Source organism: Anaerococcus sp. Marseille-P3625, assembly GCF_900232825.1.
Lineage (GTDB): Bacteria > Bacillota > Clostridia > Tissierellales > Peptoniphilaceae > Anaerococcus.
In genome coordinates this window covers 157,206-182,493 of sequence record NZ_OCTP01000011.1, presented here as the reverse complement: position 1 = coordinate 182,493, position 25,288 = coordinate 157,206, and the positions used below count along the sequence as shown (strand labels likewise).

The 25,288-nt window shown below is 33.1% G+C and carries 27 protein-coding genes and 1 tRNA gene; all 28 read left to right on the top strand.

The annotated features are described in order from the left end of the window. The first annotated feature begins 32 nt into the window (after positions 1–32). The 28 genes from dcm to CS884_RS05690 all read left to right on the top strand — a co-directional run bounded on the left by dcm (position 33) and on the right by CS884_RS05690 (position 25,287). Entirely contained in the window at positions 33–1,580 is a 1,548-nt protein-coding gene (gene dcm / locus CS884_RS05825) for a DNA cytosine methyltransferase (protein WP_099321116.1), read from the top strand. 70 nt (positions 1,581–1,650) lie between these two features. Then, entirely contained in the window at positions 1,651–1,860 is a 210-nt protein-coding gene (locus CS884_RS05820; protein ID WP_099321115.1) for a hypothetical protein, read from the top strand. A gap of 18 nt (positions 1,861–1,878) precedes the next feature. Next, positions 1,879–1,954: transfer RNA gene (locus CS884_RS05815), tRNA-Ser, on the top strand. Positions 1,955–1,979: 25 nt separating this feature from the next. Next, the gene (locus CS884_RS05810) at positions 1,980–2,795 is read left to right on the top strand and encodes a hypothetical protein (protein WP_099321114.1); all 816 of its coding nucleotides are present in this window, start codon (positions 1,980–1,982) and stop codon (positions 2,793–2,795) included. Continuing rightward, the gene (locus CS884_RS05805) at positions 2,792–5,185 is read left to right on the top strand and encodes a phage portal protein (RefSeq protein ID WP_099321113.1); all 2,394 of its coding nucleotides are present in this window, start codon (positions 2,792–2,794) and stop codon (positions 5,183–5,185) included. The genes CS884_RS05810 and CS884_RS05805 overlap by 4 nt, the downstream gene beginning before the upstream one ends. Before the next feature lie 3 nt (positions 5,186–5,188). Next, a complete protein-coding gene (locus CS884_RS05800) occupies positions 5,189–5,419 on the top strand; it encodes a hypothetical protein (RefSeq protein WP_099321112.1) in 231 nt (76 codons plus the stop codon). A gap of 11 nt (positions 5,420–5,430) precedes the next feature. Then, positions 5,431–5,628 carry a hypothetical protein gene (locus CS884_RS05795; RefSeq protein ID WP_099321111.1) on the top strand — a complete coding sequence of 66 codons (198 nt, stop codon included), beginning with the start codon at positions 5,431–5,433 and terminating at the stop codon, positions 5,626–5,628. 72 nt (positions 5,629–5,700) lie between these two features. Next, positions 5,701–5,967 carry a DUF6275 family protein gene (locus CS884_RS05790; RefSeq protein WP_099321110.1) on the top strand — a complete coding sequence of 89 codons (267 nt, stop codon included), beginning with the start codon at positions 5,701–5,703 and terminating at the stop codon, positions 5,965–5,967. Positions 5,968–6,019: 52 nt separating this feature from the next. Beyond that, the gene (locus tag CS884_RS05785; protein ID WP_099321109.1) at positions 6,020–6,280 is read left to right on the top strand and encodes a hypothetical protein; all 261 of its coding nucleotides are present in this window, start codon (positions 6,020–6,022) and stop codon (positions 6,278–6,280) included. After that, positions 6,277–8,370 (top strand): hypothetical protein, encoded by a 2,094-nt coding sequence (locus CS884_RS05780; RefSeq protein WP_099321108.1) that lies wholly within the window; start codon positions 6,277–6,279, stop codon positions 8,368–8,370. Before CS884_RS05785 ends, CS884_RS05780 begins: the two co-directional genes overlap by 4 nt. Before the next feature lie 10 nt (positions 8,371–8,380). Further along, on the top strand, positions 8,381–8,596 hold the full coding sequence (locus CS884_RS05775; RefSeq protein WP_099321107.1) for a hypothetical protein: 216 nt from the start codon (positions 8,381–8,383) through the stop codon (positions 8,594–8,596). Positions 8,597–8,726: 130 nt separating this feature from the next. Further along, the gene (locus tag CS884_RS05770) at positions 8,727–9,452 is read left to right on the top strand and encodes an HK97 family phage prohead protease (RefSeq protein ID WP_143434417.1); all 726 of its coding nucleotides are present in this window, start codon (positions 8,727–8,729) and stop codon (positions 9,450–9,452) included. Positions 9,453–9,454: 2 nt separating this feature from the next. Beyond that, positions 9,455–10,231 carry a hypothetical protein gene (locus CS884_RS05765; protein WP_099321105.1) on the top strand — a complete coding sequence of 259 codons (777 nt, stop codon included), beginning with the start codon at positions 9,455–9,457 and terminating at the stop codon, positions 10,229–10,231. A gap of 17 nt (positions 10,232–10,248) precedes the next feature. Beyond that, the gene (locus tag CS884_RS05760; RefSeq protein ID WP_099321104.1) at positions 10,249–11,619 is read left to right on the top strand and encodes a hypothetical protein; all 1,371 of its coding nucleotides are present in this window, start codon (positions 10,249–10,251) and stop codon (positions 11,617–11,619) included. A gap of 33 nt (positions 11,620–11,652) precedes the next feature. Next, positions 11,653–12,033, top strand: a complete 381-nt coding sequence (locus CS884_RS05755; protein WP_099321103.1) for a hypothetical protein — start codon at positions 11,653–11,655, stop codon at positions 12,031–12,033. 18 nt (positions 12,034–12,051) lie between these two features. Beyond that, positions 12,052–12,906 (top strand): hypothetical protein, encoded by an 855-nt coding sequence (locus CS884_RS05750; protein ID WP_099321102.1) that lies wholly within the window; start codon positions 12,052–12,054, stop codon positions 12,904–12,906. A 9-nt stretch (positions 12,907–12,915) separates the two neighbouring features. Next, positions 12,916–13,641, top strand: a complete 726-nt coding sequence (locus CS884_RS05745) for a hypothetical protein (RefSeq protein ID WP_099321101.1) — start codon at positions 12,916–12,918, stop codon at positions 13,639–13,641. Further along, the gene (locus CS884_RS05740; protein ID WP_099321100.1) at positions 13,634–14,314 is read left to right on the top strand and encodes a hypothetical protein; all 681 of its coding nucleotides are present in this window, start codon (positions 13,634–13,636) and stop codon (positions 14,312–14,314) included. The genes CS884_RS05745 and CS884_RS05740 overlap by 8 nt, the downstream gene beginning before the upstream one ends. Continuing rightward, positions 14,311–15,039: a hypothetical protein gene (locus CS884_RS05735; protein ID WP_099321099.1), complete on the top strand. Its 729-nt coding sequence runs from the start codon at positions 14,311–14,313 to the stop codon at positions 15,037–15,039. The genes CS884_RS05740 and CS884_RS05735 overlap by 4 nt, the downstream gene beginning before the upstream one ends. Further along, the gene (locus CS884_RS05730) at positions 14,975–15,184 is read left to right on the top strand and encodes a hypothetical protein (protein WP_099321098.1); all 210 of its coding nucleotides are present in this window, start codon (positions 14,975–14,977) and stop codon (positions 15,182–15,184) included. The genes CS884_RS05735 and CS884_RS05730 overlap by 65 nt, the downstream gene beginning before the upstream one ends. A gap of 11 nt (positions 15,185–15,195) precedes the next feature. Further along, on the top strand, positions 15,196–17,280 hold the full coding sequence (locus CS884_RS05725) for a hypothetical protein (RefSeq protein ID WP_099321097.1): 2,085 nt from the start codon (positions 15,196–15,198) through the stop codon (positions 17,278–17,280). A 14-nt stretch (positions 17,281–17,294) separates the two neighbouring features. Further along, positions 17,295–17,717 carry a hypothetical protein gene (locus tag CS884_RS05720; RefSeq protein WP_099321096.1) on the top strand — a complete coding sequence of 141 codons (423 nt, stop codon included), beginning with the start codon at positions 17,295–17,297 and terminating at the stop codon, positions 17,715–17,717. A gap of 5 nt (positions 17,718–17,722) precedes the next feature. Next, positions 17,723–18,133, top strand: a complete 411-nt coding sequence (locus CS884_RS05715; RefSeq protein ID WP_099321095.1) for a hypothetical protein — start codon at positions 17,723–17,725, stop codon at positions 18,131–18,133. A gap of 16 nt (positions 18,134–18,149) precedes the next feature. After that, complete coding sequence (locus tag CS884_RS05710; protein ID WP_099321094.1) at positions 18,150–18,368, top strand: hypothetical protein; 219 nt, start codon at positions 18,150–18,152, stop codon at positions 18,366–18,368. Next, positions 18,361–21,306, top strand: coding sequence for a phage tail tip lysozyme (locus tag CS884_RS05705; protein ID WP_099321093.1), 2,946 nt, complete (start codon positions 18,361–18,363; stop codon positions 21,304–21,306). Before CS884_RS05710 ends, CS884_RS05705 begins: the two co-directional genes overlap by 8 nt. A gap of 3 nt (positions 21,307–21,309) precedes the next feature. Then, positions 21,310–23,382, top strand: coding sequence for a hypothetical protein (locus CS884_RS05700; RefSeq protein ID WP_099321092.1), 2,073 nt, complete (start codon positions 21,310–21,312; stop codon positions 23,380–23,382). An 8-nt stretch (positions 23,383–23,390) separates the two neighbouring features. After that, positions 23,391–24,695 (top strand): hypothetical protein, encoded by a 1,305-nt coding sequence (locus tag CS884_RS05695; RefSeq protein ID WP_099321091.1) that lies wholly within the window; start codon positions 23,391–23,393, stop codon positions 24,693–24,695. Then, positions 24,679–25,287 (top strand): hypothetical protein, encoded by a 609-nt coding sequence (locus CS884_RS05690; protein WP_099321090.1) that lies wholly within the window; start codon positions 24,679–24,681, stop codon positions 25,285–25,287. Before CS884_RS05695 ends, CS884_RS05690 begins: the two co-directional genes overlap by 17 nt. Position 25,288: the final 1 nt, after the last annotated feature.

The following is a 25,288-nucleotide window of genomic DNA, read 5'->3' as shown; positions in this document are numbered from 1 at the left end:
GTACGATTTTTTATTTTAAGGAGAATTGGTGTATGTTAAGAGTTTTTGAAAGTTTTGCCGGTATAGGTACGCAAAGAATGGGTCTAGAAAGGGCGAATATAGACCATGAAGTAGTGGGAATTTGTGAAATAGATAAATTTGCTATTGACTCATATAAAGCTATACATGGTGAGGTTAAAAATTTTGGAGATATATGCAAAATAGATCCTAAAGATTTGCCGGATTTTGACTTGTTTACATATTCTTTTCCATGCCAAGATATTTCTATGGCCGGCAAACAAAAAGGATTTGAAAAAGATAGTGGCACAAGAAGTAGTCTACTTTGGGAGTGTGAAAGAATAATAGAAGCTAAAAGACCTAAATATTTACTTATGGAAAATGTAAAAGCCTTAACCTTTAAGAAAAATAAAGCGGGTTATGAAAAGTGGCTTGATATCTTAACTAATTTAGGTTATACAAACTATTCAAAGGTATTAAATGCAAAAGATTATGGAGTACCACAAAATAGAGAAAGGGTATTTTGTATATCAATACTGGATGATAATCAAGGTTTTAAATTTCCAGAAAAGCAGGTGTTAAAAACAAGACTTAAAGATATCTTAGAAGAAAATGTAGATGAAAAATATTATTTGACTAGTGAACGAGTTAAAAAGCTTGTCGGTATTGTGAGAAATTATGATATTAAATATAAAAGTGTATTCGATTCTTCGATTAATGATCCCAAAGAAAAAGAAGTTGCTAATTGTGTGACAACAAAGCAAAGAGGAATATCTATAAGGAAAAGCGAAGGTAATGTTGTAGTCGAACCAGAGCTTATACAAACTCATAAACTCAATAGCAGAAATAGAAACAATCCAGAAAGATTTAGAGTATTTGACAAAGAGGGAATAAGCCCAACTCTAAATACTTGTCAAGGTGGAGGACTTCAACCTTGTATAGATGAAATAAACGAAGCTAAAATTGTACAAACTCATAAGATAAAGCATCAAAGACGAACTAATCCAAGTGAATTTAGAACTTACAATGCAGATGGTTTATCACCAACATTACTATCAAATAGTAGTAAGCCTTGTGTAACGGTAGAATTACCAGCTATTGCAGCAAGTAGGGGCAGACTTAGAGATGATAAATTTGTTCAACAATTAGAATTAAAAAAAGATGGAACTTCAAATACTTTGACAACGGTTGGAAAAGACAATTATTTAGTTACAAGCGATACTAATAAAACCATACCAATTAAAAACGGAACTAAAAAAGGTTACCTAGAAGCCCACCAAGGCGACGGTATAGACCTTATTAATCCTACTTGTAACAATCGTAGGGGTAGGGTGCAGAAAGATTGTAGCCAAACCTTGACTTGTAATAATGACAGGGGAGTGGTTACAGATGATTTTAGAATCAGAAAACTAACACCATTGGAGTTTTGGCGACTCATGGGAATAGAAGATAAAGATTTTTATAAGGCAAGAAAAGTAAATAGTGATAGTCAGTTATATAAACAGGCAGGTAATGCAATCGTAGTAGATGTATTAGCTGCTATTTTTATGCAGTTATTTAGGAATAAAGAAATAGAAATTTAAGTGTTAAAACCTAAAATACTACAAGTAATTTAATTCAGATAAAAAGAAAAGAACTTAAAGGAGTAATCCTATGACTATAAAAATAAAAGGCTTTAAAAAGGCAAATAAAGAGCTTAAATGCTTATGCAAATCTAATAGAAAGACAATAAATACAGAAACAGCTCAATATCCTTTAGAAGATAAATATTTAAGGGTTTTGCAGATGGAAGCATCTATTATTTTTGATAGAGTTATGAAAGAAGCTAATAAAGAAATATATCGAGTATTAATAGGCGACTAAAAAGTTGCTTATTTTTTTAGGGTGGTAGTTTAACCAGGCAGAATATTAGTTCAGAAGACTAAAGATATAGGTTCAAATCCTATCCGCCCTACCAATTTTAATAATATTAGGAGGCGAGAATGACCCCAAGAGAAAAGTATAGAAGAGTCAAGGTTATTCTTGACCGATATTTAAAAGTTTTGAATAAGGTTGCTAGAGGTGGAAAGATAGATCCAAGTCTAGCAAAGAAGCTTAATATACCAGTTGAGTTTCAATCAATATTAGAAAGAGCTTACAAAAAAGGGCAGATTGATATTTCACATCCAGATCTTGATTTAGACCCTAGTGAATTTGAAAAACTCATAAGAGAAATAAAGCCTAGTGATAACCCTATATACAAGATAAGTCAAGAATGTGTTCAAGAAGGTCTTGATTATCAATTAGATAAGTTTAGGCACAAGGTTTCAAGTGCGAGCATTGAATATTTTAAAAAAGAATTTTCAGTTATTGATGAAGTATTTAAAGATGACAGACCTAGAGATACATGGATTGCTACAGAGCTAAGAAAAATAACTCAAGATACTAAACAAGATTGGGATATGGTTGTAAAAACTGAATTAATCAATAGCAAAAATGAGGGCATAGCAGATGGAATAATTAAGGGTAATAGTCCATATTCTAACAAGGGACTTGAAACAAAAGTGTTCAAAAGACCAAGCCAAGGAGCTTGTAAACATTGTTCAAGTCTTTACCTAGAAGAAGATGGGAAAACCCCAAAGGTATTTTTACTTGCTGATCTAATAGCTAATGGCAGTAATTATGGGAAAAAGACTAGCGAATGGAAAGCAGTTGTAGGAGTTACTCACCCACATTGCCAATGTATGATTGAGGTATTGCCGGACAATGCTACTTTTGATGAAAATGGCAGAATGATTTTTGAAAGGAAAGTTGAATGACAGAAGATAAAAGAATAAAAGTAAACTTTGCCAGCAAGGGAGGCTCATTCAACGCCGACCAATTTGTGCCAAGGCTTAAATATTCATACTATGATAATGAATCACCTATGGAGGATATGTTTGTATCAACTAACTATAGGGAAAAGGAAAACAAGCTATCATTTGAATTATTAGAGAAAATATCCCTGGAAGTAGCTCCTATTTCAAATATTATATCGACTAGAATAGACCAAGTAGGAACTTTTACTTCCAGATCCAAATATGCTACAGATGGTGTAGGCTTTAAGGTAATGCTGAAAGATAGCAGCAAAGAACCGACCGAAGAACAAGAAAAAACCATAGACCTTATAGAAAAGTTTATAGAAAATTGTGGATTAGGGAATGATCCTAATCGCGACAGATTTGACACCTTTATTAGAAAAATAATCAGAGACTCATTGACATACGACCAGGTCAACTTTGAATTAGAATATGATGTTACAGGTCAGTTTGTTCAAGCCTTTGAGGCAGTAGATGCAGCTACAATAAAACCAGCCCTTGATAATATAGACCTAAAAGAATCAGCCTACGCAGATGATATAGATATCAGAGATGGAGAAAAATTATCCTATGTACAAGTTGTAGACGGAAAGATAGTAGCAGGCTTTACAGCAGATGAGATGGCCTTTGCAGTAAGAAATCCAAGAACTAGTGTACATAGTCAACCTTATGGCCTATCAGAAATAGAAACTATAGTAAGACAACTTACTTCATACCTTGAAGCAGAAGACTACAATATGAGATTTTTCCAACAAGGTGGTATGACAAAAGGCATACTAAATATTAAAGGAGAAAAAAATGGCCCAGCACCAGGAGATAGACAGACCCTAGAATCATTTAAAAGACAATGGAGAACTCAAGTCACAGGTCAAAAAGGTGCATGGAAAATACCAGTCTTTACCCTACCAGGCGAATTGGAATTTATTAATATTGCCCAGTCAGGAGGTGAAATGGTATTTGAAAAATGGGTAAACTATCTAATAAACATAATTTGTGGTGCATATAAAATAGACCCAGCAGAAATAAACTTCCCTAATAACGGAGGTGTAGGTGGCAAGGGATCTAGTCTATTTTCAGGAGATGAAAAGAAAATAGACAACTCAAAAGCCAAGGGACTATTTCCACTATTAAGATTTGTAGAAAACACAATAAACAAATTTATAGTTTCTAAATTTAATACCGAAGATGAATATGTTTTTATCTTTGATGGAATAGATAAAGAATCAGAATCAGATCAAGTAGACCTAGCAAAGAAAAAATCAGAATCTTACATGACAATTAACGAAGTAAGAGCAGAAAAAGGACTAGCAGAAATTGAAGGTGGAGATATAATAGCAAATCCTTACTATCTACAAGCTAAACAAATGCTACCATCGGATAATTCCATGGGTTTTGACTTTGAAGATAGTGGCGAAGAAGACGATACAGAAGAAAGTGAAGAAACACAAGAAAGTCTATTTCAAAAGTCACTTGCATTAGTAAATAAAGAATTAGAACTTGAAAATATCCTTGAAAAGAAACTAGACAGATCAAAGCTCGTATTGATGGAGACTCAAGTTGAAGACAAGTATGGAGTACACCGAGCTAAAAGATGGAAAAATCCCAATATAGCCTTAAATGAAATAAAAAAACAAATGAAAGTGGCCCAAAATAGCAATTTATCATTTAAAAGTAAAGCAAAACATGGTATAATATTAAGTGAAAAAGAACTAATAGACCAATACCTAAAGCAAAATCCAAATGAAACTTTGCAAGAGTTTATAAAGCACAATTTTATAATAGAAAAACAAGAAACACTAAAACCTAAAAAGATCAAAGAAGATCCTAAAGTAGAAGTAAAAGAAGTCGAACCTAAAGAGTTTGTAAAGGCTTTAAGCGAAGCTATAGAATCTATGCCAAAATACAAAAGATGGAGAGTGTCTTCTAAAACAGAAGAAGAATGCCAAGACTTAAAGTGTTATAGAACTGATGGTGGTAGTGTATTTGCCATTACTAATCAAGGAGATATTGAAGCAGTTTGTAAAAATAGTAATGATAATATCAGAGGAAGAGACTTATTAAAAGAAGCTGTAAGACTAGGTGGTAAAAAATTAGATAGTTTTATTGGCAATCATAAGTTTTATTCTGAAATCGGGTTTACAGCATATAGTAGATGCAAATTTGATAAAAACTATAAACCTCCTCTTTGGAGAGAAGGCTATGACAAAGAAGAAGATATAGCTTTTTACGTATATGATGGCAACACAGAATTTGAAAAATGGTCAAAACAAAAGAGTAAAATCAAAGAATTTAATGGGGAAACAGCATACGAAGATGCTTATAATTATCGAGACAATATATTAAAGGAGTAGGCAATGGCAAAATATGAAGATTATAAAAACAAGGTTATAAAAGAATTTAAAGAGTTATGGCCTAGCTTAAGTGATGAAGAAGTTAACAAATACTTTGAAGGCGAAGGTGAAGAGACTACAAGAGAAGATTTTGAAGACCATTTAGCCGATTTAAAAGCAGGGAAAATCACTGAACAGATTTTAATGCACGGTTGCGTAGGATCGACTGCTTATGAATTATCTCTTATGTATTAATGGAAATAATTATGCAAAAGGGAAACAATAAAATAAAAATAATTTGTGAATTTGAAAAAGAAAAAGCTGAATGGGATACACTATCTCAAGATGAAAAGGGAAAATGGCAAGACGTTGCTAATTATCTAAAAGAGGAATGGCCACAAGTTGTGACAGGTGATACATTAGGTTATTGGCAAGTAGTAGGAATGAACAATTCAGGAATGTAAATTTAATAAATATTATTTTAAACACGTTAGTAAAAACTAATGTGTTTTTTTTACGTTAAAAAGGAGAATAAAATGGATAGTTATAAATTTCAAAAAGCTTGTAAAGAATGGTTAATTATGTATTACAAGGAAAACTTTAATAAGAATATTAGTATTGAAGATATATTTGTTGTTTGGTCTTGTAAAATTCTACAAAATAATAAAATACTAATTTCTACAACTCTTTTAGATGGGATATATGTAGAGTGTACACAAAATGGAGATAAGCAAGAAACTTATTTTGATATCTATAAAAAGCAAAAAAACATTATGTTTAGCAATGGAGAATTATTAGGTTAATAGTGAAATAATTGTGAAATACAAAACGTTGAAATAAAAATAAACATAGGTCATGAAATTAACAATAAAATATTATCCAAAACTACCAGAGCGTAAATGGTTACTTAAAAGAGAGGGTGGGGCTTATGAACAGTACGCCCATTTTTTGTGCAAAAAAGATGCTGAAAATGTTAGAAGATTAATTGATGCTAACAAGTATCCATATAACAAAAAATACAAAATTGCAATGCAAAGAATACTAACAGAAGAAGAATTTAAAGAACTAGATAAGAAAAACAGATACATAAATATCAACAAAGGAGCGAGAAAATGAGAATAATTATAAAGGACTTTAAAAGCCTAATAAAAGCTGTACAAAACAGAGCGCATCTATTTCCGGTAAAAGTATTAATAAATGGCAAAAACAAAACATTTTATGGAATAAGATATAAATCCGGTAATAAAGCTATGGAAATTGCAAAAAAGCAAATGAAACTACCAGAAAATATAGAGGTATCTTTTGATAGCAAAGATGGAAAAGCTAAAGGCTTATCAGAAAAAGAAGTATTAGACCTATACACAAAAGCAGGAAAGCATGGATCATTGCAAGATTTTATAGCAAGTAATTTTAAAAGACCAAAAGTAAAAACCAATCAATTATCTATTAACGATATGCAAAAGCCAGAAAAGAAAACTAGTCCAGCCAAGAATAATGAAAATAGCAAGGCAAATACTTATGGGAACTTATCCAAATACCAATTTAGAAGATTGCAACAAAAAGGCGCATCTTTATGGGATAAGAATGGTGAAAAGAGATTATACTTTAATGATTTAGGAATAGATTTGGCAGGAAAAGTCAGCAACAATCCAGAATTTAAAGGTAAAATAGGCGAAAGAGCAATAAATGAACAAGGTGGGAAAATGTACTATGATATGGATTCCGGGAAATTCTACACCAAGGTCAATGGAGGCGATAGTGGCAAGTTTGCTGGTGCAATTTTTAATGAAGCCAAAAGCCTATTAGAAAATTTGACAAAAGAAGAAGAATCTAATCCAAAAGATATAAATAGACTAACAGACAATCCTAATTTGACAGCAAGGCAAGAAAAAGCATTACTTGAAAGATTAGGTGCAGATGTAAATATAGAAAATACACATTCACATACATGGATTAAACCAGATGTGAAAGCAATGCAAGAACTTATAGGTAAGATCGGCGGAGGACACCAATCAAAAGCTGCTAGCAGAAGGGCAAACGAAACTTTATTTAATCTAAAATATGATGTTAATAGAAATAAAGTTTTTGGTGATACCAAAGATAGAGAAGGCGTAAGAGATATGGCACAAACAGCCATTAATAATTTAATAGAAGAAATCAAAAGCAATGAATTAGTCAACAAATTAGCCGCAGAAGACAAAGTTTTAAAAGAAAAAAGATCTAGTCAAGCAGTAAAGGAAAAAATAAAAGCTAGAGAAAAAACACTAACAGGCGAACAAGCTGGTAAGTTCAGATACAGACTAGGCACAAAGAAGATTGACCCAAAGTATGAATATAAAGAAGTAAAAACTACTAATGAATTAGTAGAAAAAATAAAACCAATTAAAGATATGCACACCGATATAAAGGGCAGAGCAATTATGGATATGCTAGGATTAAATTTACCTTTATATAGCAAAAGAAATGGGAAAGCATTTAATACGGGGCGATCAAATGCAGTAGGACTATGTAGATTCGCCGTCCATAATGATGGAATAAGATACAATCATGAAATATGTTTAGTCGCTGAAACCGGGGATCCAGTTCACGAAACCAAAACAGCTATACATGAATGTATGCACGCTAAGGTAAGTGAAACTGTTACAGCAAATCCAGACAAGTTATGCACACCAGAAAGAAGAGAATCCTTAAAACCTCTTGAAGAAACTCTAGTAGAAACCGCAGGTCAAGCTATAAGCAATTTAGTTCATGGAAAAGACACCGATAGACAAATACATTCATACGCTGATCAAATAGCACATTGCTTACCTTGTATTTGGGATTTGGAAGAATTTAAAAACGTTAGAAAAGAAGGGACTCATGGTATAGGTAGAGAGATCTACAAGCAACTTACAGCTAAAAACGGAGATTTTCTAGCAAATGTATTAGATAAATATCAAGATAGCAAAAAAGACCCAGCAATAAGCAATAAATATAAAGCTATAGAAACAAAGGTTCTAGAAAGAACAGACAAAGTAGAAAAGATACAAAATGATTTAGGAAGTTCAGGAATTGCAAATCTTGTTGAAGAACTAAAACGCGGTACTATATCATTAGAAGGAGCGCTCAATAGCTTTGAATATAGAGAAATAGCGGCAGTATTAATAACTAAATTTCTTGAAGATGAAGATTTAGATGCAATAGATGCATTAGCCTTATCATTTTAGGAGGTAAGAAATGGCAAAAGTAATAAGAAACATAAAAGAAATGATAAATGAAATCTTAAAAGAAGTAGAAGGGCAAGATAATTACAGAGCAATTGTATTTGAACTAATGCCACTTGATACAGATCTAATAGTCGATGGAGAAAATAGATATCAAGAATGCTATGACGCATTAGTAGAATTAGGGGAGCAAAGAATAGCAGATAAGTATATAAAGCCTTTGATCTAAAATAAAAATTAATACAAACACTAAAACACTTATGAGAAATCATAGGTGTTTTTTTATTGCATATCTATGAATAAAGGGTGGGAGGTAGGGAGCAAGAACTTTGAGAAAGGAGGATAAGAATGTGAGGGATATGCAGATTTATGTACCTTTAGTAGACCTTATAAAAAGCGATGAATCAAAGAGTCTAAACTCTCAAAAAGGAATTATAGGCAAGATTAAAGGGCTGGCAAGTACACCAGATCTTGATTATCAAGGCGAAAAGGTTGTTCAAAATGGCCTTGATATTTCATCTTTTTTAGAAAAAGGATTTTTAAATTTAGATCACGATAATTCAAGAATTGTTGGTTATCCTGATAAGAAAAACACAAAAATCACAAAAGAAGGTTTATACCTAGAGGGATACTTACTTGACAATGCAGATGGCAGAAGATTTTGGGAAACCGCAATAGCCCTACAGAAGTCCGGTACTTCTAGAAGATTAGGTTTTTCTATCGAAGGACAAATTCTCAAAGAAGACGAAAAGGGACAAATTCTAAAGGCAAGAGTGACAAATGTTGCAGTAACTAGCACACCTTGTAATGCTAATGCAACATGGAATGCAATAGTTAAGTCAATGACAGCTTGTTCGACAAGTCAAAAAGCCCTATTAAAAGAAAGCTTAGAAAATGGCAAAATCTATTATCAAAAGGCTTTAGATGGGGATAGGCAAGTGCTTGAAACATTAGAAACTTTTAAAAATAAGCTAAATAAAAGCAAGAATAAAGACGATATTAAGCTGTATCTAATGATGTTTAGAGGAATCTATGGATCTGAAATGGAAGATAAAGTACACCAAATAATCAACTTTAAGGAGTAAAAATGGACAAAGAAAAAGAATTAGGCATTGATGAAAAACTCAATAGACTATTAAAAAATGTAGCAGATGACTACTTTAATGAAGATGAAGTAGACAAAGATTATATAAGCGAAGATGAAGTTGCTAAATCAGAAGATGATGATGAAAAAATAGTTTACGATTTTAGCGAAGGCGAAGATGAAGAAGAAGCATCTGATGAAGAAATCGCTGATGAAGAAACTGACAATGAAGAAATCGAAAATGATGAAGAATTAGAAAAAACCGAAGATGACCAAATAGCTGAAAATGACGAAGAAAGCGAAGAAGAAAACGAAACTGAAAAGCAAGTAGAAGAAGACGAAGATACAGAAGAAGTCGATTATGATGACTTGCTTGACAGAATTAAAGATGATTTAGGCTTAGATGAAATCAATGGTAGATTAGATGATTTAACAGAAAATCTAAAGAAAGTTGTAGATCTATTAGAAATTAATACTGACAATGCAAATGAAGTAGTTGAAAAAAATAAAGAGCTTGAAAAGTCAATTAATCTATTAAGCAAAAAACTAAGTAGAGCCAATAACATTAGAAAATCAGTTAAAAACGCACAAGTTTTTAATAAATACGAAGAAGAAAAGAAAACTTACAAAGACCTATCAAAATCACAAAGAGCAGAAATTCTATCAAATGAATTTCTAGCAGGCAATAGAAATGTAAGTGCTTTAGATGTAAGTAAAGCTGAACAAGGAGCACCTTTATCTGAAGCTTTAGTATCAATTATTGAAAAACACTTAATTTAAGAAAGGAAGTAATAAACATGGCATTTAATTCATTAACACAAACACAAGTACAAGACCTTTATAAGGCATTAACTACAAATAATTTTGCACAAATTAACCCTGGAGCAAAAGGTGGCGCAGCTATAATTCCAGAGTCACTAGAAAACACAATCAAGACATTAACTTATTCTGAACAACACCTAAAACTTTGGAGAGATATTCCAAAATCAAGAGCTTTCTCTAATGTTGAAGAATATAACGTAGTTGATTCTTACGGAGAAGATATACCAGGATTCCAACCAGAGGGTATTGCAGGACTTGATACAACATCAAGCTATAAAAGAGAACTTGCAAAAGTTAAATGTTTAAATGTAACTAGATCAGTAACCGATCTTATGAGATTAGTAAATACTGTTTCAGAACCAGAAGCATTAGAAACTCAAAATGGAATGAAATTCATTTTAGGTCAAGCTGAACAAGCACTTTTCTATGGTGATTCAACACTAGCACCAGCAGATGAAGAAGGCTTACAATGGAATGGTATTTTAAAACAAACAGCAGATCATAATGTTGTAGATTTAAGAGGTAAATATCTAGAAGATAAACACATTAACAACGCAGCAACAAATATTTTAGACAACTATGGTACACCAACTAAAGCTTATCTACCAATGAATGTTGCACAAAAATTTAGTGAGCAATACTATCCAAATCAAAGAGCAATTATGAGTGTTGAAGCAGGAGAAATGGTAGCAGGTACTACTGTAACTAAATTTAATACATTAGGCGGAACTGTTGATTTAATCCCAGATGTATTTTTAAGAAGAGGTATGGAAGTATTAGATACCAATGCACCAGCTTATGGACAAGAACCACCAACAGCACCAACAGTAACAGCAGCAGTAGCTGACGAAGATGCTAAAAACCCAGCTAAATTTGCACAAGGTGGAACTTTCAAATATGCAGTAGTTGCATACTCACACAAAGGTAAATCTGTAGCTGTAGAAACAGATGCGGTAACAGTTGCAACTGAAAACATCAAAAAAGGCGTAAAATTAACAATTAAAAATTCAGATACACAAATTTTTGCACCAGAATACTTTGTAATCTATAGAACAGAAGATAATGGATCTAAATTCTATGAAATAGGTAGAGTCGGCGCAAAATCAAGAGAAAAATCCGCTGAAACAATCTTTGTTGATAAAAACGAAGTATTGCCAAATACAGGTGAAGCAGTTATAGGCCAATTTGATGAGTCAGCTATTACCTTTAGACAATTGCTACCAGCCTTTAAATTACCATATGCAATGACTGGCCCAGTAAGAAGATTTGGTATTTTCTTATATGGTACACCAATAGTATATGCACCAAAGAAATTTGTAACAATTAAAAACATCAAGATTGACTAGGCTTATCGCCTAGTTTTTCTTTAAGGAGAAATTATGCTGATAAAAAATGATAATTTAGTTAATTCAAGACTTATCATAGATGAAGAAAATTCTGTTAAATTTGATGAATACGGAATGGTTGAAATAGAAGATGAATTAGCTAAAAAACTTTTAGGACTTAAAGGTTATGAATTGGTTGATGATAATAAAAAAGAAAAGTCAGAAGCTAATAAAGATACAAATAAGATACAAGAAGTAACTTTAGGTCAAGGGAAAGTAGAAGTGGAAAGCTTAAATGCTGAAAAAGAAGAAGTTAACTATGAAACTTTATCTATAAAAGAACTAAAAGAACTAATCAAGGCTAAAGGAGAAAAAGCGCCAGCAGGATCTAGTAAAGCAGAGCTTATAGAAACTCTTTTAAAGCTTGATAAATAAACATAGAAAGGGGAGGGTATGAGAAAATACTATGACAATATGTATGATGAAGAGAATCCCTCTTCTAATGAAAATATATACGACCAGGGAGAAAAATTTACATTACCAACAGATCAAGCGGCAGAAAACCTTATAAAGATTAAAGGGCTTACAACCGAAGATTTAATAGATAATCACTTCCAAGGTATAGACCTAATGACTTATGATGGCACACCATTTTCAAGAACATTTTTAGTGTCAAGCCTTAATTCAGCTATAGATAGGGCAGAGCAAGTATTTGATATTTGTATAACCCCTAGAGAAATCAAAGATGAATTACACGACTTTGAGGGAAACAGTCTTTTTGACTCTTACCAATATACACCGTTATTTAAAAGACCAGTAAGAGAAATTGAGTCTATAACCTATAAAATGGGCAATAAGAAAATACTTAAAATTCCTAAAGAATGGATACAACTTGATAAAAGAGTTGGAGATGTGACAATTTTTCCTACAACAGGAAGTGTAAATTATATTAACCCAGCTATAGGTGTAGCTGTACCATATTTTATGACAAGATCTTATATGCCAATGGCAATTTCAATTAATTATAAAGCAGGTATGGAAAAGGAAGAAATTCCACACAATCTTTTAGATTGGATCTTCAAATACGCTGCTATAACTATATTTGAAGTATGGGGAGATCAGATTATAGGTGCTGGTATTGCTTCATCTTCTGTATCAATAGATGGTTTAAGTCAATCTATAGGAACAACTCAATCAGCTATGTATGGTGGAGCATCCGCGCGTATCCTAGAGTACAGAAAAGACCTAGAAGAATTAACTCCGATAATTAGGAAATATTTTGCCAGGTTTGATTCAGTTGTTTTGTAGGAGGATATTATGGCAGCTAATGCAGGTTTTATACCTAAAAACTTTGATGAATTAATAGAAACTCATGGTTATAACGCTTCATGGTATCAATCTATTGTTTGTGAGTGCATGATTGAAGGTCAGCCAGATCCGCATTGCCCTTATTGCAAGGGCGAAGGCTATAGATACATTAGAAGAAAAGAAATAAAGGTTGTTGCTACTAGCTTTAATGGTAAACAAGTTTTAAAACTTGAAGGAATATCAGAGCCGGGGACAGTATATATTACCCCAGAAAGAGATATTATAATGTCCTACCATGATAAATTAGACTTTTATGAAATCGACTGTAGATATTCACAAGTTGTTACAGTTAATGGCAACAAAACCTCCAGCACCTATAGACCGATTAAGAAAGTTATTTTTGTAATGGTAGGCGACTATGTCTATGATGAAAATATAGATTTTAAAATTAGTGAAGATAAACACCATTTAGAATGGATAGATGAAAGCTCAAAACCCCCAAATGGAGCAAGAGTAAGTGTTTTATACTTAACTAGCCCAGAGTATATGATAAAAGAGATGACTCATGAATTAAGATCTGTAAATGTATCTAAAGGCTTAAAAGAGCCTCAAACAGATATTATGCCAAAGCAGTACCTAGCAACTAGAATAAATTTTGCTTATGGTAATACGGTTAATGCTAAAAGGGAATATGAACCTAGTTTAGAAAAAGACGGAGGATTTGCTTATGACTGATATATACAAGGCTATAGATACAGTAGCAAGTGATATGGTTAAGGCAACTCTATCTTATGCTAGAGATGAACTTATTTATGAAGCAAATACAAAATTAAGATCAACTAGCACAGATTATAAGCAAGCTATATCAGCTGTAACGATGGAAGGCCCATTAAAAGGCTATGTGCAACTAAATGGAAAATTCCCAGCCTTACTTGAAAATGGTTGTAATAAGTTTGATGAAAAAATAGGCTTTTCTAAGTCACCCAAAAGAACAAAAGTAGTTAGACGTGTAGATGGAAAAAATGAGCCAGGTTGGTATTTAACAATACCATTTAGGCACAGAACAGCAGGCAGAGGATCATTACCACCTAAGATATTAAAAGCTGCTAAAAATTTAAAATATGGTCAATACCTTGAAGAAAGTCTTGTAAGAGATTTAGGATATTCACCACAAAGATCTAATACAGGATATAAGTGGAAAAATTCTAAATATGATTATCTAGTAAGAAAAACCAAAACATATAAGTCCGGAGCCAAAAGAAGTCAGTATTTAACCTTTAGGAGAGTATCAGATAAGTCAGATCCAAAAAGCTGGTTTCATCCAGGCTTAAAAGGTATTAAAGCTTTTCCAAAGGTTAGTAAAAAGGCTGAAAAATTTTCATATGATTATTTGGAGGCTAACCTATGATACAGATGCTGGACTTGTTTGTAAAAAGCAAAATAAAAAAAGTTTTGAATTACTTATCTAACAATGTTGAATTGATAGATAAGTTTTTTTTATACGCAGATGAAAAAACTAACGAAGACGTTAAAAAATTCATAAAAGAATACAAAATCAACGTGAGATCAAGCTATCCTAGAGAAGAATTGTATCTACCTTGTATTGTTGTCTTGGTGGAGTCGGATCAAGAGGTTTCTTATGGTTTGGGAAATGGTATAGACGAAAACTATATAGGAAATGAATCAGATAGTAATTATCTTAATTGGTCAAAGAATATAAGACACCCAATACAAGAAAGTATTCAAATGCAAACAAATATAAGGTGTGAAATATGGAGTGATAACGCAATTATCACTTCTTTTTTGTATGCAATAACAAAATATTGCTTATTGACAACAAGAAAAGATTTTGAGGAAGAAAACATAATCTTATCAAGTTTAAGTGGTGGAGATTTAGAGCCTATACCAGATTATATAAACTTTTTTGTTTATAGAAGGGCTTTAACTTTATCTTGTGAATATACAACGACATACTATAGATTTGATGAATTTGCAGGAGAATTAGATTCTCAATTCAATTTAGGAACAACTATTAACGATATATCTATTAATCGTAAAGGAGTAGATGATGACGGAAAAGAAAATTGCACCAAAAGCGAAACAAGAGGTAAAGAAAGAACCTCAAAAGAGTAAAAGGCTAATTTCCTTTAAAGAATATTTTATTGGAAAAGGAAATGTAAGAGCAGAAACCAAAGCAGCAATAAGAGTCAAACTTAATGGCCAATTATACAAAAGCCAAGAAGAGTGGGACAAAATTCTTGCTGCTGAAATTGAATAAGGAGTAAATATATGGCATATAAAAAAGGCTACCATTTTCACAAAGTAAGATACAGAAAACCAGGTGTTTATTCTCATGTAGAAAGTAATATGAGAATATTTAAAACCAATGGAGCAAAGAATATGGCATTAATAGGATCTTCTAAAGGTGGCGTTCCTGGAGAAATAACTATCATAGAAGACCCTGAAGATGCTATCAAAATTCTAAAAGGTGGATATCTTTTAGATGCAGCTTTAAAAGCTTACGATCCTGTTATTGAAACAAAAGATGGAGTAGAAATAGGTGGAGCAGATCAAATTTTCTGTATAAGATCAAATGACGCTACAAAGTCAATGGGAAATGTATTCCAAAAGAAAGAAGTACCGGCAACAGTCGGAAAGGTAATAAGCACTCAACACGCTAACTCAACTGGAAGCCTAACAGTAAAAGGCGATTATACTGGCAAAGAAAACAAAACCTTTAAGATTGAAATTACATCAACTGGACTTAGAGATATTTCTGATGCAACATATAAATACTCTTTAGCATCAGATGGAGAGCAAATAGGCGAAGAACTATCACTAAAAGAAACAGCTAATGCAACTGATAAGGATTTAGGAGATGGAATTAAAATAACTTTTGGCCAAGGTAAATACAATCAAGGCGATACATTCCTAATACCTTGTACAGCACCTGTAACCGAGTCAGAATTTGTTTATACAATAACTTCAAAAGACTACGGAGAAGAAAACAACTTAATATCACACAAACTAACAGACGGAGCATCAGCCAATACAAAATGCTTGACTATCTATGACGCTAAATCAGATAAGTACGAGATATTCGACAATTTGGGTGGTGCTTTTTCTATTAAATATACCGGTGATGAAAAATACGCTAGTATTTCAATCATATCTAATGGTAAAGGTGATTCTATAAAACTTCAAACCTATATTGGCGAGAATGCAGAAACAGCAAAGGTTGATATCGACCTTAACCTTGACCCTACACAATATAGAAACGTTAGAAGTCTAGCACTTTATTTAATGGGTTACGAAAACTACGATATAGAACCTGTTAAAACTGCAAATATTGAATTGTCAGTATTGGATTTAGATTTCTTTGATAAGAAAGAGATTACAGAAACAACTCCAATTACTGGTGTTCTAAGAGATATACAAAAAACAACTAAGACTCAATCAGAATATGTTGAGGTAACTATCATAAATAGAGAAGTTTCAAATTATGAAAACTATCCATTTACTTTACTAGCAGGTGGAAGCGAAGGAAGAGAAGCTAGATCCTTTATCAAATTCTTAGATAAATTAGGAAAATACGATATCGACTACATCGTTCCACTAACTGATGATATTGGGATTATCGCTGAATGTAGAGAACACGTAATTAAGATGAGTGAAAGATATGGCAAAGAAAGAAGACTAGTCTGTGGTGCTGCTAACAATATATCAGTTCAACAACAAGTTAATTTCAAATCTCAATTAGAACATGAAAGAGTCCAATTTACTGGTCAAGGTATCTATGACTTTAACAATAAACTATATCCTGCATTTATTCATGCAGCTATGTATGCTGGTAGATTTGCTTTCTTAGGTGTTGAAAGTGCAACAGCTGATGTTTTCAACTATTTAAAACCTGAAAAAACATATCCAGAAGATGATAAGAACAAGCTTATAGATAATGGAGTTCTATTTGACGATATGGTTGCTAGTAGAGATAATCAATTGATTTTCTACCCTAAACTTGTATGGGACTACACTACTTTTGCACAATATAATGACCCACTCAAGGTTGAAAGATCTACAGGAGCTATTGCCGACCAACTTTCTAAAGAAATTAGAAAACAACTTGATAAGATGCTAACTGGTAAATTGACACCTTATTCTGTACTTGAATCTGCAAGAAACAGAGCTATTTCTGTTTTACAACAATACAAGAAAGACGGAATAATTATTGCTTATAAGAATGTCAATATATCAAAAAAGAATGACAGAGTATATCTAACATTCGATGTAGCACCAACAGAAGTAACTAACTTCACATTTATCGATATCACATTCTACAGTGAAGAACTATCCATCATGGATCAAGAAAGTTAGAGAGGTAAATATACATGGCAAGTGCAGAAAAACAAACGGTTGTAACTGGTGCAACCGTCCTATTAAAAATTAAAGGACAAGTAGTTGGCAGAGCACAATCATTAGATCCTAAAATTTCTTATGGAACTGAAGGAGTGTATGAGATAGGCTCAATAATGCCACAAGAACACGTACAAAATAGATATGAAGGTACTTTCACCCTAGAAAGATATATGTTAAGAAATACAGACTTGGCAGATGTTGGATATATAGGGCTTGGAGAAGATATTCTTCAAAAAGATATTATCGATATAGAAGTAATAAACAAATGGGACAATAAAACACTTAGAGTCTACAGAGGTTGTACTTTTAGTGATTACACAACTACTATTAGAGCTAACGCTATAGCAGGTGAAAATGCTACAGTACAATTCTTATCATGCGATATGGGAGAATAAAATAGATGCAAGGATTAAAAGAGTTTACAGATTTAAGTGCTAGAGAAAAAGAAATTGAATTTGAAAGCACAATTCAAGGGGAAAAAGTAAAGGGGACTTTCGTTGTAAAGTTCCCTTCTATTCGCGATAGAGTTGCAATAGGTACTAAAATGTCACAATTATTAGCTGATGCTTCATTATCAACCCTACCTAATGAAAGTTATTTCCTAGCAGAAGCTATTGCTTTTCTCGATAATTTAATTGTTAAAAAACCTGATTGGTTTGACTATGACAAGATAGATAATCCAGAAACCGTTTTGGGATTATACGAAGAGGTCAATATGTTTATAAATTCCTTTCGACCAACAAATGAAGAAACTGGATCTAAAGGAACTGGCGATAAATCCTTGGATAAGGAGTCTGTGGAAAGCAAGTAAAATACTTGGTTGTTCAATGTTTGATGATAGGTTAGCTAATTACAATGCCTATGATTTAGAATTGATGCAATGGCTAAGCTATTTTGATGATCCTATGAACATAGACCAATACAGAAGAAGTTTCACCGATCCAGAATTTGAAAAATGGTGGAATGAAGATGCTCCTGAAGTAGAGAAAAAACAAATAGATGTAAATAATGAACAGCAATGGGAGGAGGTGGATATAGATGAGTGATATCAAGATTAATGTACAAGCCAATACAGATCCTGCTAAACAGAGTTTTTCAAATTTAAGCAAATATATAAAAAATGTACAAAAAGATGCTCAAAATTTTGGTATTGGTGGATCTGAAAGCTCCAATTTAACAGATTTTGCTAGCAAAGATAAAGATAATATAGGCGATTTATCAGAAGTAATTAGAAAGCTTAGTAATAACATTGATAAGTTAGGTCAAAGTTTTTCTGCTAGAAGCGCTTATAATAATTCTACAAATTTTCCATCTTCTCCATCTAGCTTTAATAGTTCTGATGTTAATTCAAGTAATAATAAAAGCTTTAAAGATAATTTATTTGGAAATTTAACAAAAAGTGGACTTGCAATAGGAGCTGGAAGAGCGGTTTTTTCTTATCTAAACAATGGTTCAAAAAATGCAGCTGCTTATGAGAAAAACGCCTTAGATATTTACAATAGACTAGGAGTTTACGGAAGCGACTTTAACAAGGCTAGAAGTGAAGCTAGTAATCAAGGTAAGAAATATGGTTTTGATACTGGACAAGTAATGAATCTACAAGATACCTTGGTTAGTGGTGGATATTATGGGCAAAATGACTTAAAGCAAAGCTCAAAAGATATGATGGAAACATCATTAGCTTTTGGTATTAACGCCAATTCTCTAGGATCGGATTTTTCTCAATTAAGAAAAAGAAGTTTTGACAATATAAGCTCAAAAGAATACACAGACGCTATAGGAACAAATATTGCCGCCACAGGTATGAAAGGCAGAGAAGATGAACTCGCACGAAGTCTTGCTGATATTACAGATGTAATAACTAAAGGCAAACTTGAAGTGACTTCATCTGACTTTGAAATGGCAGCAAGCCTACAAGCACAATTAGCTAGGCAAAATCCTGCATTAAAAGGTGATAAGGCTGCTGAACTTGTAGGTAAAATGCAAGGTGGATTTAACGCTAGAGACAACATGACCTTGAGAATGTTTGGTTATGGCGAAGAGTTAGGCTATGGCGAAGATGCACTAAAAGAAGCTAGAAGAAGAGCAGAACATGGTTTTTCAGATCCTGAAGCAATAAAAGCTTTAACAAGAGGTCTTGGTAAAAATCTTCATAGTGATACTATGAGATCCCTATGGTTGCAAGATCATATGGGAGTTACCGTTGATGAAGGCGACGAAGTTGTAAAACTTCTTAATCAAGGTCCTGAATCATACAAAGAAATCCAAGAAAAGTATGGCAAGGGTGGAAATAAAGAAGCACAACTTGATAACGCTATAAACTCAAAAGCATTAATAAATACCAATTATGAGTTGAACAAAGAAGCCACTTCTATGGATGCGGGCAATGCTCTTAATGAAGCTACAAGACCATTTAAAGAAACCTACAACAATATGCCAAGTTTCTTACAAGGTACAAGCTCAATAGCTGGTCAAGCCTTAATAGGTGGGGGTATAGGTGCAGCAGTAGCAAATGTACCAAGGTTACTTATCGGTAATCTAGGCAAGGGTGCTGGCAGTTCAGCTGGCGAAAGTGCAAAAGTCTTTAGTTTATTTTCAAAATTAAAGAATCCGGTTGTTGCAGAAGAAGGCGGAAATGTTGCTAAGTCTGTAAGTTTTCTAGGTGAAAATGCAGGCAAATTTTCTAAAGGTTTAGGTATAGCAGGTACAGCTATTACAGTTGGTACATATGGATATGAAGCTTACAACAATTTCAAAAAAGGTGATGTAAAAGAAGGTTTTGGATCCATCGGTGCTGGTGCTGGAACATTGGGTGGCGGTTTTGCTGGTGCAAAATATGGCGCTATGGCAGGAACAGCAATAGCTGGCCCAGTAGGAACTATAATAGGTGGAGCTTTAGGCGGTATAGCTGGTGCATTTGTAGGAGATAAACTAGGTAGAAAACTAGGGAAAGGCGCTGCAAGTATATCTACTGTTGAAGCAAGCGAACTCCACAAAGACAAAAAAGATAAAGATCTTGTTGGTAGAAAAGAATTAGTTGTTAAAAGAGAAGAACAGCTATTAGATAGGCTTGAAAATGGTGGATTATTCAACATAACTGTTGAAGGATCTAAAGGCGAGAAAAAAATTAAGTCTACAGGTACAAACAAGAAAGCAGGGTCAAGTTATGCACAAAGTAGAAGTCAATACGCTTTTAATAGAGCTAATGGCTTGCCAGTAGATACTGGTCCTCTCGAAGGCAATGAAAACTTTGATAAGATTTGGAGCTATTTCAAAAAACAAGGCTTTTCTGATGCTGGTACAGCTGGAATTATGGCAAACCTACAAGCAGAATCCGGGCTTAATCCAGCACAAAAACAACTAGGTGGAGGCCCTGGTAGGGGACTTGCTCAATGGGAAGGCCCACGATTTAAAAATCTAGTTAACTATGCACAGTCAAAAGGAACTGATTGGACAAATCTTAAAACTCAATTAGATTTCTTAATGCAAGAGATGAACTCTGATTATTCATCTTCATGGTATGACTCATTCAAAACATCTAATGATGCTAGAAAGTCTGCTGCAAGCTTTGAAAATACCTTTGAAAGACCAGCTAATAATCATAATGTTGAAAGAGGAAATATAGCAGAAACTATATTATCTCAAGGAATAAAACAGCTAAGCGACCAAAAAGATGCAAATATTGGCAGTCAATCCAATATAAGTTCTTATGCTATCGGTATAGATAGAGTACCAGAAGACCAGCTAGCCTTTATACACAAAGATGAAGCAGTTTTATCAAAACTTGATGCAAAAGATTATAGAGAAAGTAATTTGTCAAACGCAACTAACGGAACTATAAATTTAAATGTTAGCATTAATGGAGCAGAAAATAATACCATTACAGAGCAAGTAAAAGAAGCGGTATTAGCAGCGATTAAGCAATTATCTAATAATCAACAAAAATTCCAGCTAAATCAAGTTTATCAAAGAAAGGCAAGGTGATAAATGTATAGCTATGTAAGCAACCCTTATTGTAAAATTACATTTGCCACAGAAAAGGGTAACGTAGAGATATTTCAATTAGCCAACCCTACAACAAATAAGAACCTTGATTTTGATGTACTATCGCTTGAAACTACAAGAGATGTAGGAGCTGATGATTGTGCAACTTTTTCTATATCCTTAGCCTTTAAGCAAGAATGGTATGATAAAATACATTCTTGTGATCTTGTTATTATTGAATTAGGCAGAGGTGATAAAAAAGGGACTGTTTTGTTTGGCATGGTAGATAATTCTTACAAATCTTTAGTGTACGTAGATCTAGTGCCTAAAAGAATTATAAACATAACAGGTAGAGGTTTTAATAAAGCCTTTATGCAATTTGACATTGGAGCAGTGCAAGAAATAAATGCAAGCTACAATATGTGTGGATTTTACCAAGGTCAAGATGCTATTGTAAGTCAAAACTCTCCATCAAAACTTATTAAGACTGTTGTTGATTTCTATCTTGATAAGGGCATAAATCTTAATTTTGCTAATGGAAAATCATTCAAAGATTATTTTAAAGGCATATATCTTGATAATGCAAGACAACGTCAAGAGTCTTTGGGGAATAATTTTACAGCTTATGAGTTTCAAGGCAGTTTATGGACTTACTTAAAAGAATTAAGAAACGCTCCTTTTAATGAGTTGTTTTGGGAAGTGGTTGATGATAAACCGACCCTTATATCAAGACCGACACCTTTTAATCCTACAGATTGGGCAAATCTACCATTATATAAGATAGATGATAAAGATATTATGGATGAAGAATTAGGCACATCTGATTTGGAGTCTTATACAGTTTATTCTGTTAAGGGCGAAAGCTTAATAACAGATTACGATCAATTATTTGGCCCTCCTATTTGGTATAAACCTTATTATGACAGATATGGACTAAGAAGATTACAAGTTACTAGTAAATATTCTAGCGCTGGAGCTTATGGCCCTACTGGAGCTAGTGAGGGTAGCGGTGAATGGGATGTTGGTATTCATGAAAAAAGTGATTATGAAAAAGATCTTGAATTTTGGAAAAAAGAATTTGATCAAAAGAACATAGATGATGCAGCAAAAGAAGCTAAAGAAGAAGCAAAATCTACAGACCTTAGTTACAGCGATGTTAGACGTGAAACTAATTATATGGGACTATCTAAAGATGAACTAGAATATAAAAAGAAAAAACTAGAAGAAGAAATAGTCAAAGATAGTGTAGATGAAGCTAAATCAAATATGGAATCAATTATAAGCGAAGCCAACAAAGAAGATGACTCTCAAGTATCACAGAAGACCATTGATTTATTTAATTGGAATATCAAAAATGGAATGATGGAAAACGGTAGTTTCATTTTAAGAGGTGATGCTGTATATAAAGTTGGTTGTAGGTTATTAGTACCAACTACTGATATGGAATACTATATTGAAAATGTTAGTCACAGTTTTGTTTATGCAGAAGGTCGGAAAACAACTTTACAAGTAACTAGAGGCTTAAAATACGGTAGTCGATTTAAAAAGCCTTGGAATCAATGGCAGATGATAACCGCGGATGATATGACAGAAATAACAGGCATGGACTATTCATCAATGGATATACCAGTTCAATATGGCGGTAGTACAAGCGGAGGATATGTACCGATTAAATATTCAGATCCTACTGGATTTAGAGCAAGTATTGCTTCTATAGCTTGGAGTCACGCAAATGAACGTTATGATATGGGATCATTAAGAATGAATGATGGAATTTCAGATTGTTCTAGTTTGGTATACAAGGTAGCAATGGAAGCACAGGGCAGAGATTGGCATGGAACATGGGCTCCATCAACTTATACAATGATAGAACAAGGGGAGAAACTAAAGCTATGGTATAAAATACCACTTAGTGAGGTTAAACCTTGGGATATACTATTAAGAAATGAGCATACAGAATTTCTATCTGATGATGGTAGAACATTTGGGGCACATGATTATGGTGTACCTTCTGGCCCAGGCAGAAAATATAATCCAGCAAATTGGAATTGTGGACTTAGAATATATGGTTTGTAGGAGGAATGATGAGATTACAATCAAGTTTAGGTGAAGTCCAATACGGAGGAAGAGCAGATGCAGACAATCAAGGGAAAATCATAACAGGTACTGTAACAAGAGTATATGATAAAAATGGTACAGCTGATGTTTTGCTACAATCAGGTTCTTTTGTAGGGGATAATCAAATAACAAATGGAATAGTTAATTCTTGTGTACAATTAGAAAGCTATTCTGGTTATGATGAAGAATCAGATATGTATTATGGAGATTACACGCCTTTGCAAGTAGGTCAAAGAGTTGTACTTGCTTTTATAGGATCTGAAAAATATAAACCTATTATTATTGGAACTCTTCCAACCTGGAATAAAAATAAAACTAATGTAAATCCTAGAATAGATGCTTATGGTGAAGCTGTAGCTACACGTGGCGAAAGCGCAAGAGTAAATAAGGATCAATCTTATACTTATAGAAATGGTAGTGGTGAATATGAAAATGTTGAAAGTTCATGTGCTTTTTCTGTAGGTAAAATCCATAAAATGAGTGATCATAGAGAAGATGCTTTTAACTTTGAAGATTTAACGCTTAAAAACAAAAAGACAAACAAAACTATTCGCCACAACTTGCATACAAGCTTAATAGAACCCTTTAACTATCTAAGAGTTACAAAAGATTCTGTAGAAGATAGGGCTGATGCAAAATACAACAGATGGTATCACGATGCACAATTAGGCATTACAAGATATTCTCAAGATACACCCGACTTTTTATTTACTATAGGTATAGATGAAAATAAGAATTTTGAAATTAGAACACAACCTAAAACGTTCAAAAGGCTTAGAAGAGATGACGAGCCTAAAGAATACGACAGAAGAACATTAAGAAAATCAGAGTCTAAGATAATGAGAAAACATTTTGAAGAAAATCCTAGACCAGAAATGGAAGTCCCAGATATAGTGGAACTTGCAAGTGTTAAAATTGAAAATGATGGGACTTTATCATTATTTAGGCAAACTGACAAAGGACAAACAAAGTTATCTTTTACTGAAAAGGGAGTAAGATTGGAAACATCAGAAGATGTTGAAATTAAAACAGAGCAAAAAGTAAAAATACTTTCTGATAGTGATGTTAGAATAGACTCTATAGGTGAAACAACCATTAACTCAAAAGGAAGTGTTAACATAAGATCCGGTAGTAGTATAAATTTAATTGCACCCGAAGTAAATGAAATCAAAGGATCTAATTCGCCAATTGATAGATACGATAGTAAGCCTATAAGATTTATCGATCCAGGCGAAACAGGAACAGGAAATAAAAATGGCCTTGAATGGTAATGCTTATGATGGAATTAATAGATTAAAAAGAATGGAGTTGGAATATAAAAATCAATCCTATGTATTTGATTTAAACCCAGAAACTTATGATTTAAAAATTCCAAATAGAGTAAATGTACATTATACAAAAGTTGGAGCAGTAGTTGATTTGTTTGGATCCGGATTAAAAGAACTTAATATAGTAGGCACTACAGGCTACAAAGGAACAGGAAAAGATCCAGCACATGGATATCAAAAGTTTCTAAGCCTTAAAAAAACTATGTTAACAGTTATGGATGATATAAGAGATGGAAGACCAGTAAAGGACTTTTTAAACTTTTATAATCATACTGATGGCGAAGCATACGTAACAATACCAATTAGATTAAATATTTCTAGAAATGTTAACCAGCCACTAATATACAAATATGATATACAACTTTATGTATTAAGACGTGTTGGAGATGCAGTAGAAAGTCCCGAAATACAAGTAATAGGAAATCCATTAGAAAGTCCTAAAACGATAACAATAACAGTAAGAGATAGAGATGTAATAGAAAAACTTGACACTAACGATACAAAGTTTAGCAAAGTTAATTTAACAAAGGATTGAT

Coding starts and splice junctions, on each gene's coding strand:
- dcm (WP_099321116.1), top strand. CDS start 33: ATGTTAAGAGTTTTTGAAAGTTTTGCCGGTATAGGTACGCAAAGAATG.
- CS884_RS05820 (WP_099321115.1), top strand. CDS start 1,651: ATGACTATAAAAATAAAAGGCTTTAAAAAGGCAAATAAAGAGCTTAAA.
- CS884_RS05810 (WP_099321114.1), top strand. CDS start 1,980: ATGACCCCAAGAGAAAAGTATAGAAGAGTCAAGGTTATTCTTGACCGA.
- CS884_RS05805 (WP_099321113.1), top strand. CDS start 2,792: ATGACAGAAGATAAAAGAATAAAAGTAAACTTTGCCAGCAAGGGAGGC.
- CS884_RS05800 (WP_099321112.1), top strand. CDS start 5,189: ATGGCAAAATATGAAGATTATAAAAACAAGGTTATAAAAGAATTTAAA.
- CS884_RS05795 (WP_099321111.1), top strand. CDS start 5,431: ATGCAAAAGGGAAACAATAAAATAAAAATAATTTGTGAATTTGAAAAA.
- CS884_RS05790 (WP_099321110.1), top strand. CDS start 5,701: ATGGATAGTTATAAATTTCAAAAAGCTTGTAAAGAATGGTTAATTATG.
- CS884_RS05785 (WP_099321109.1), top strand. CDS start 6,020: ATGAAATTAACAATAAAATATTATCCAAAACTACCAGAGCGTAAATGG.
- CS884_RS05780 (WP_099321108.1), top strand. CDS start 6,277: ATGAGAATAATTATAAAGGACTTTAAAAGCCTAATAAAAGCTGTACAA.
- CS884_RS05775 (WP_099321107.1), top strand. CDS start 8,381: ATGGCAAAAGTAATAAGAAACATAAAAGAAATGATAAATGAAATCTTA.
- CS884_RS05770 (WP_143434417.1), top strand. CDS start 8,727: ATGCAGATTTATGTACCTTTAGTAGACCTTATAAAAAGCGATGAATCA.
- CS884_RS05765 (WP_099321105.1), top strand. CDS start 9,455: ATGGACAAAGAAAAAGAATTAGGCATTGATGAAAAACTCAATAGACTA.
- CS884_RS05760 (WP_099321104.1), top strand. CDS start 10,249: ATGGCATTTAATTCATTAACACAAACACAAGTACAAGACCTTTATAAG.
- CS884_RS05755 (WP_099321103.1), top strand. CDS start 11,653: ATGCTGATAAAAAATGATAATTTAGTTAATTCAAGACTTATCATAGAT.
- CS884_RS05750 (WP_099321102.1), top strand. CDS start 12,052: ATGAGAAAATACTATGACAATATGTATGATGAAGAGAATCCCTCTTCT.
- CS884_RS05745 (WP_099321101.1), top strand. CDS start 12,916: ATGGCAGCTAATGCAGGTTTTATACCTAAAAACTTTGATGAATTAATA.
- CS884_RS05740 (WP_099321100.1), top strand. CDS start 13,634: ATGACTGATATATACAAGGCTATAGATACAGTAGCAAGTGATATGGTT.
- CS884_RS05735 (WP_099321099.1), top strand. CDS start 14,311: ATGATACAGATGCTGGACTTGTTTGTAAAAAGCAAAATAAAAAAAGTT.
- CS884_RS05730 (WP_099321098.1), top strand. CDS start 14,975: ATGACGGAAAAGAAAATTGCACCAAAAGCGAAACAAGAGGTAAAGAAA.
- CS884_RS05725 (WP_099321097.1), top strand. CDS start 15,196: ATGGCATATAAAAAAGGCTACCATTTTCACAAAGTAAGATACAGAAAA.
- CS884_RS05720 (WP_099321096.1), top strand. CDS start 17,295: ATGGCAAGTGCAGAAAAACAAACGGTTGTAACTGGTGCAACCGTCCTA.
- CS884_RS05715 (WP_099321095.1), top strand. CDS start 17,723: ATGCAAGGATTAAAAGAGTTTACAGATTTAAGTGCTAGAGAAAAAGAA.
- CS884_RS05710 (WP_099321094.1), top strand. CDS start 18,150: ATGTTTGATGATAGGTTAGCTAATTACAATGCCTATGATTTAGAATTG.
- CS884_RS05705 (WP_099321093.1), top strand. CDS start 18,361: ATGAGTGATATCAAGATTAATGTACAAGCCAATACAGATCCTGCTAAA.
- CS884_RS05700 (WP_099321092.1), top strand. CDS start 21,310: ATGTATAGCTATGTAAGCAACCCTTATTGTAAAATTACATTTGCCACA.
- CS884_RS05695 (WP_099321091.1), top strand. CDS start 23,391: ATGAGATTACAATCAAGTTTAGGTGAAGTCCAATACGGAGGAAGAGCA.
- CS884_RS05690 (WP_099321090.1), top strand. CDS start 24,679: ATGGCCTTGAATGGTAATGCTTATGATGGAATTAATAGATTAAAAAGA.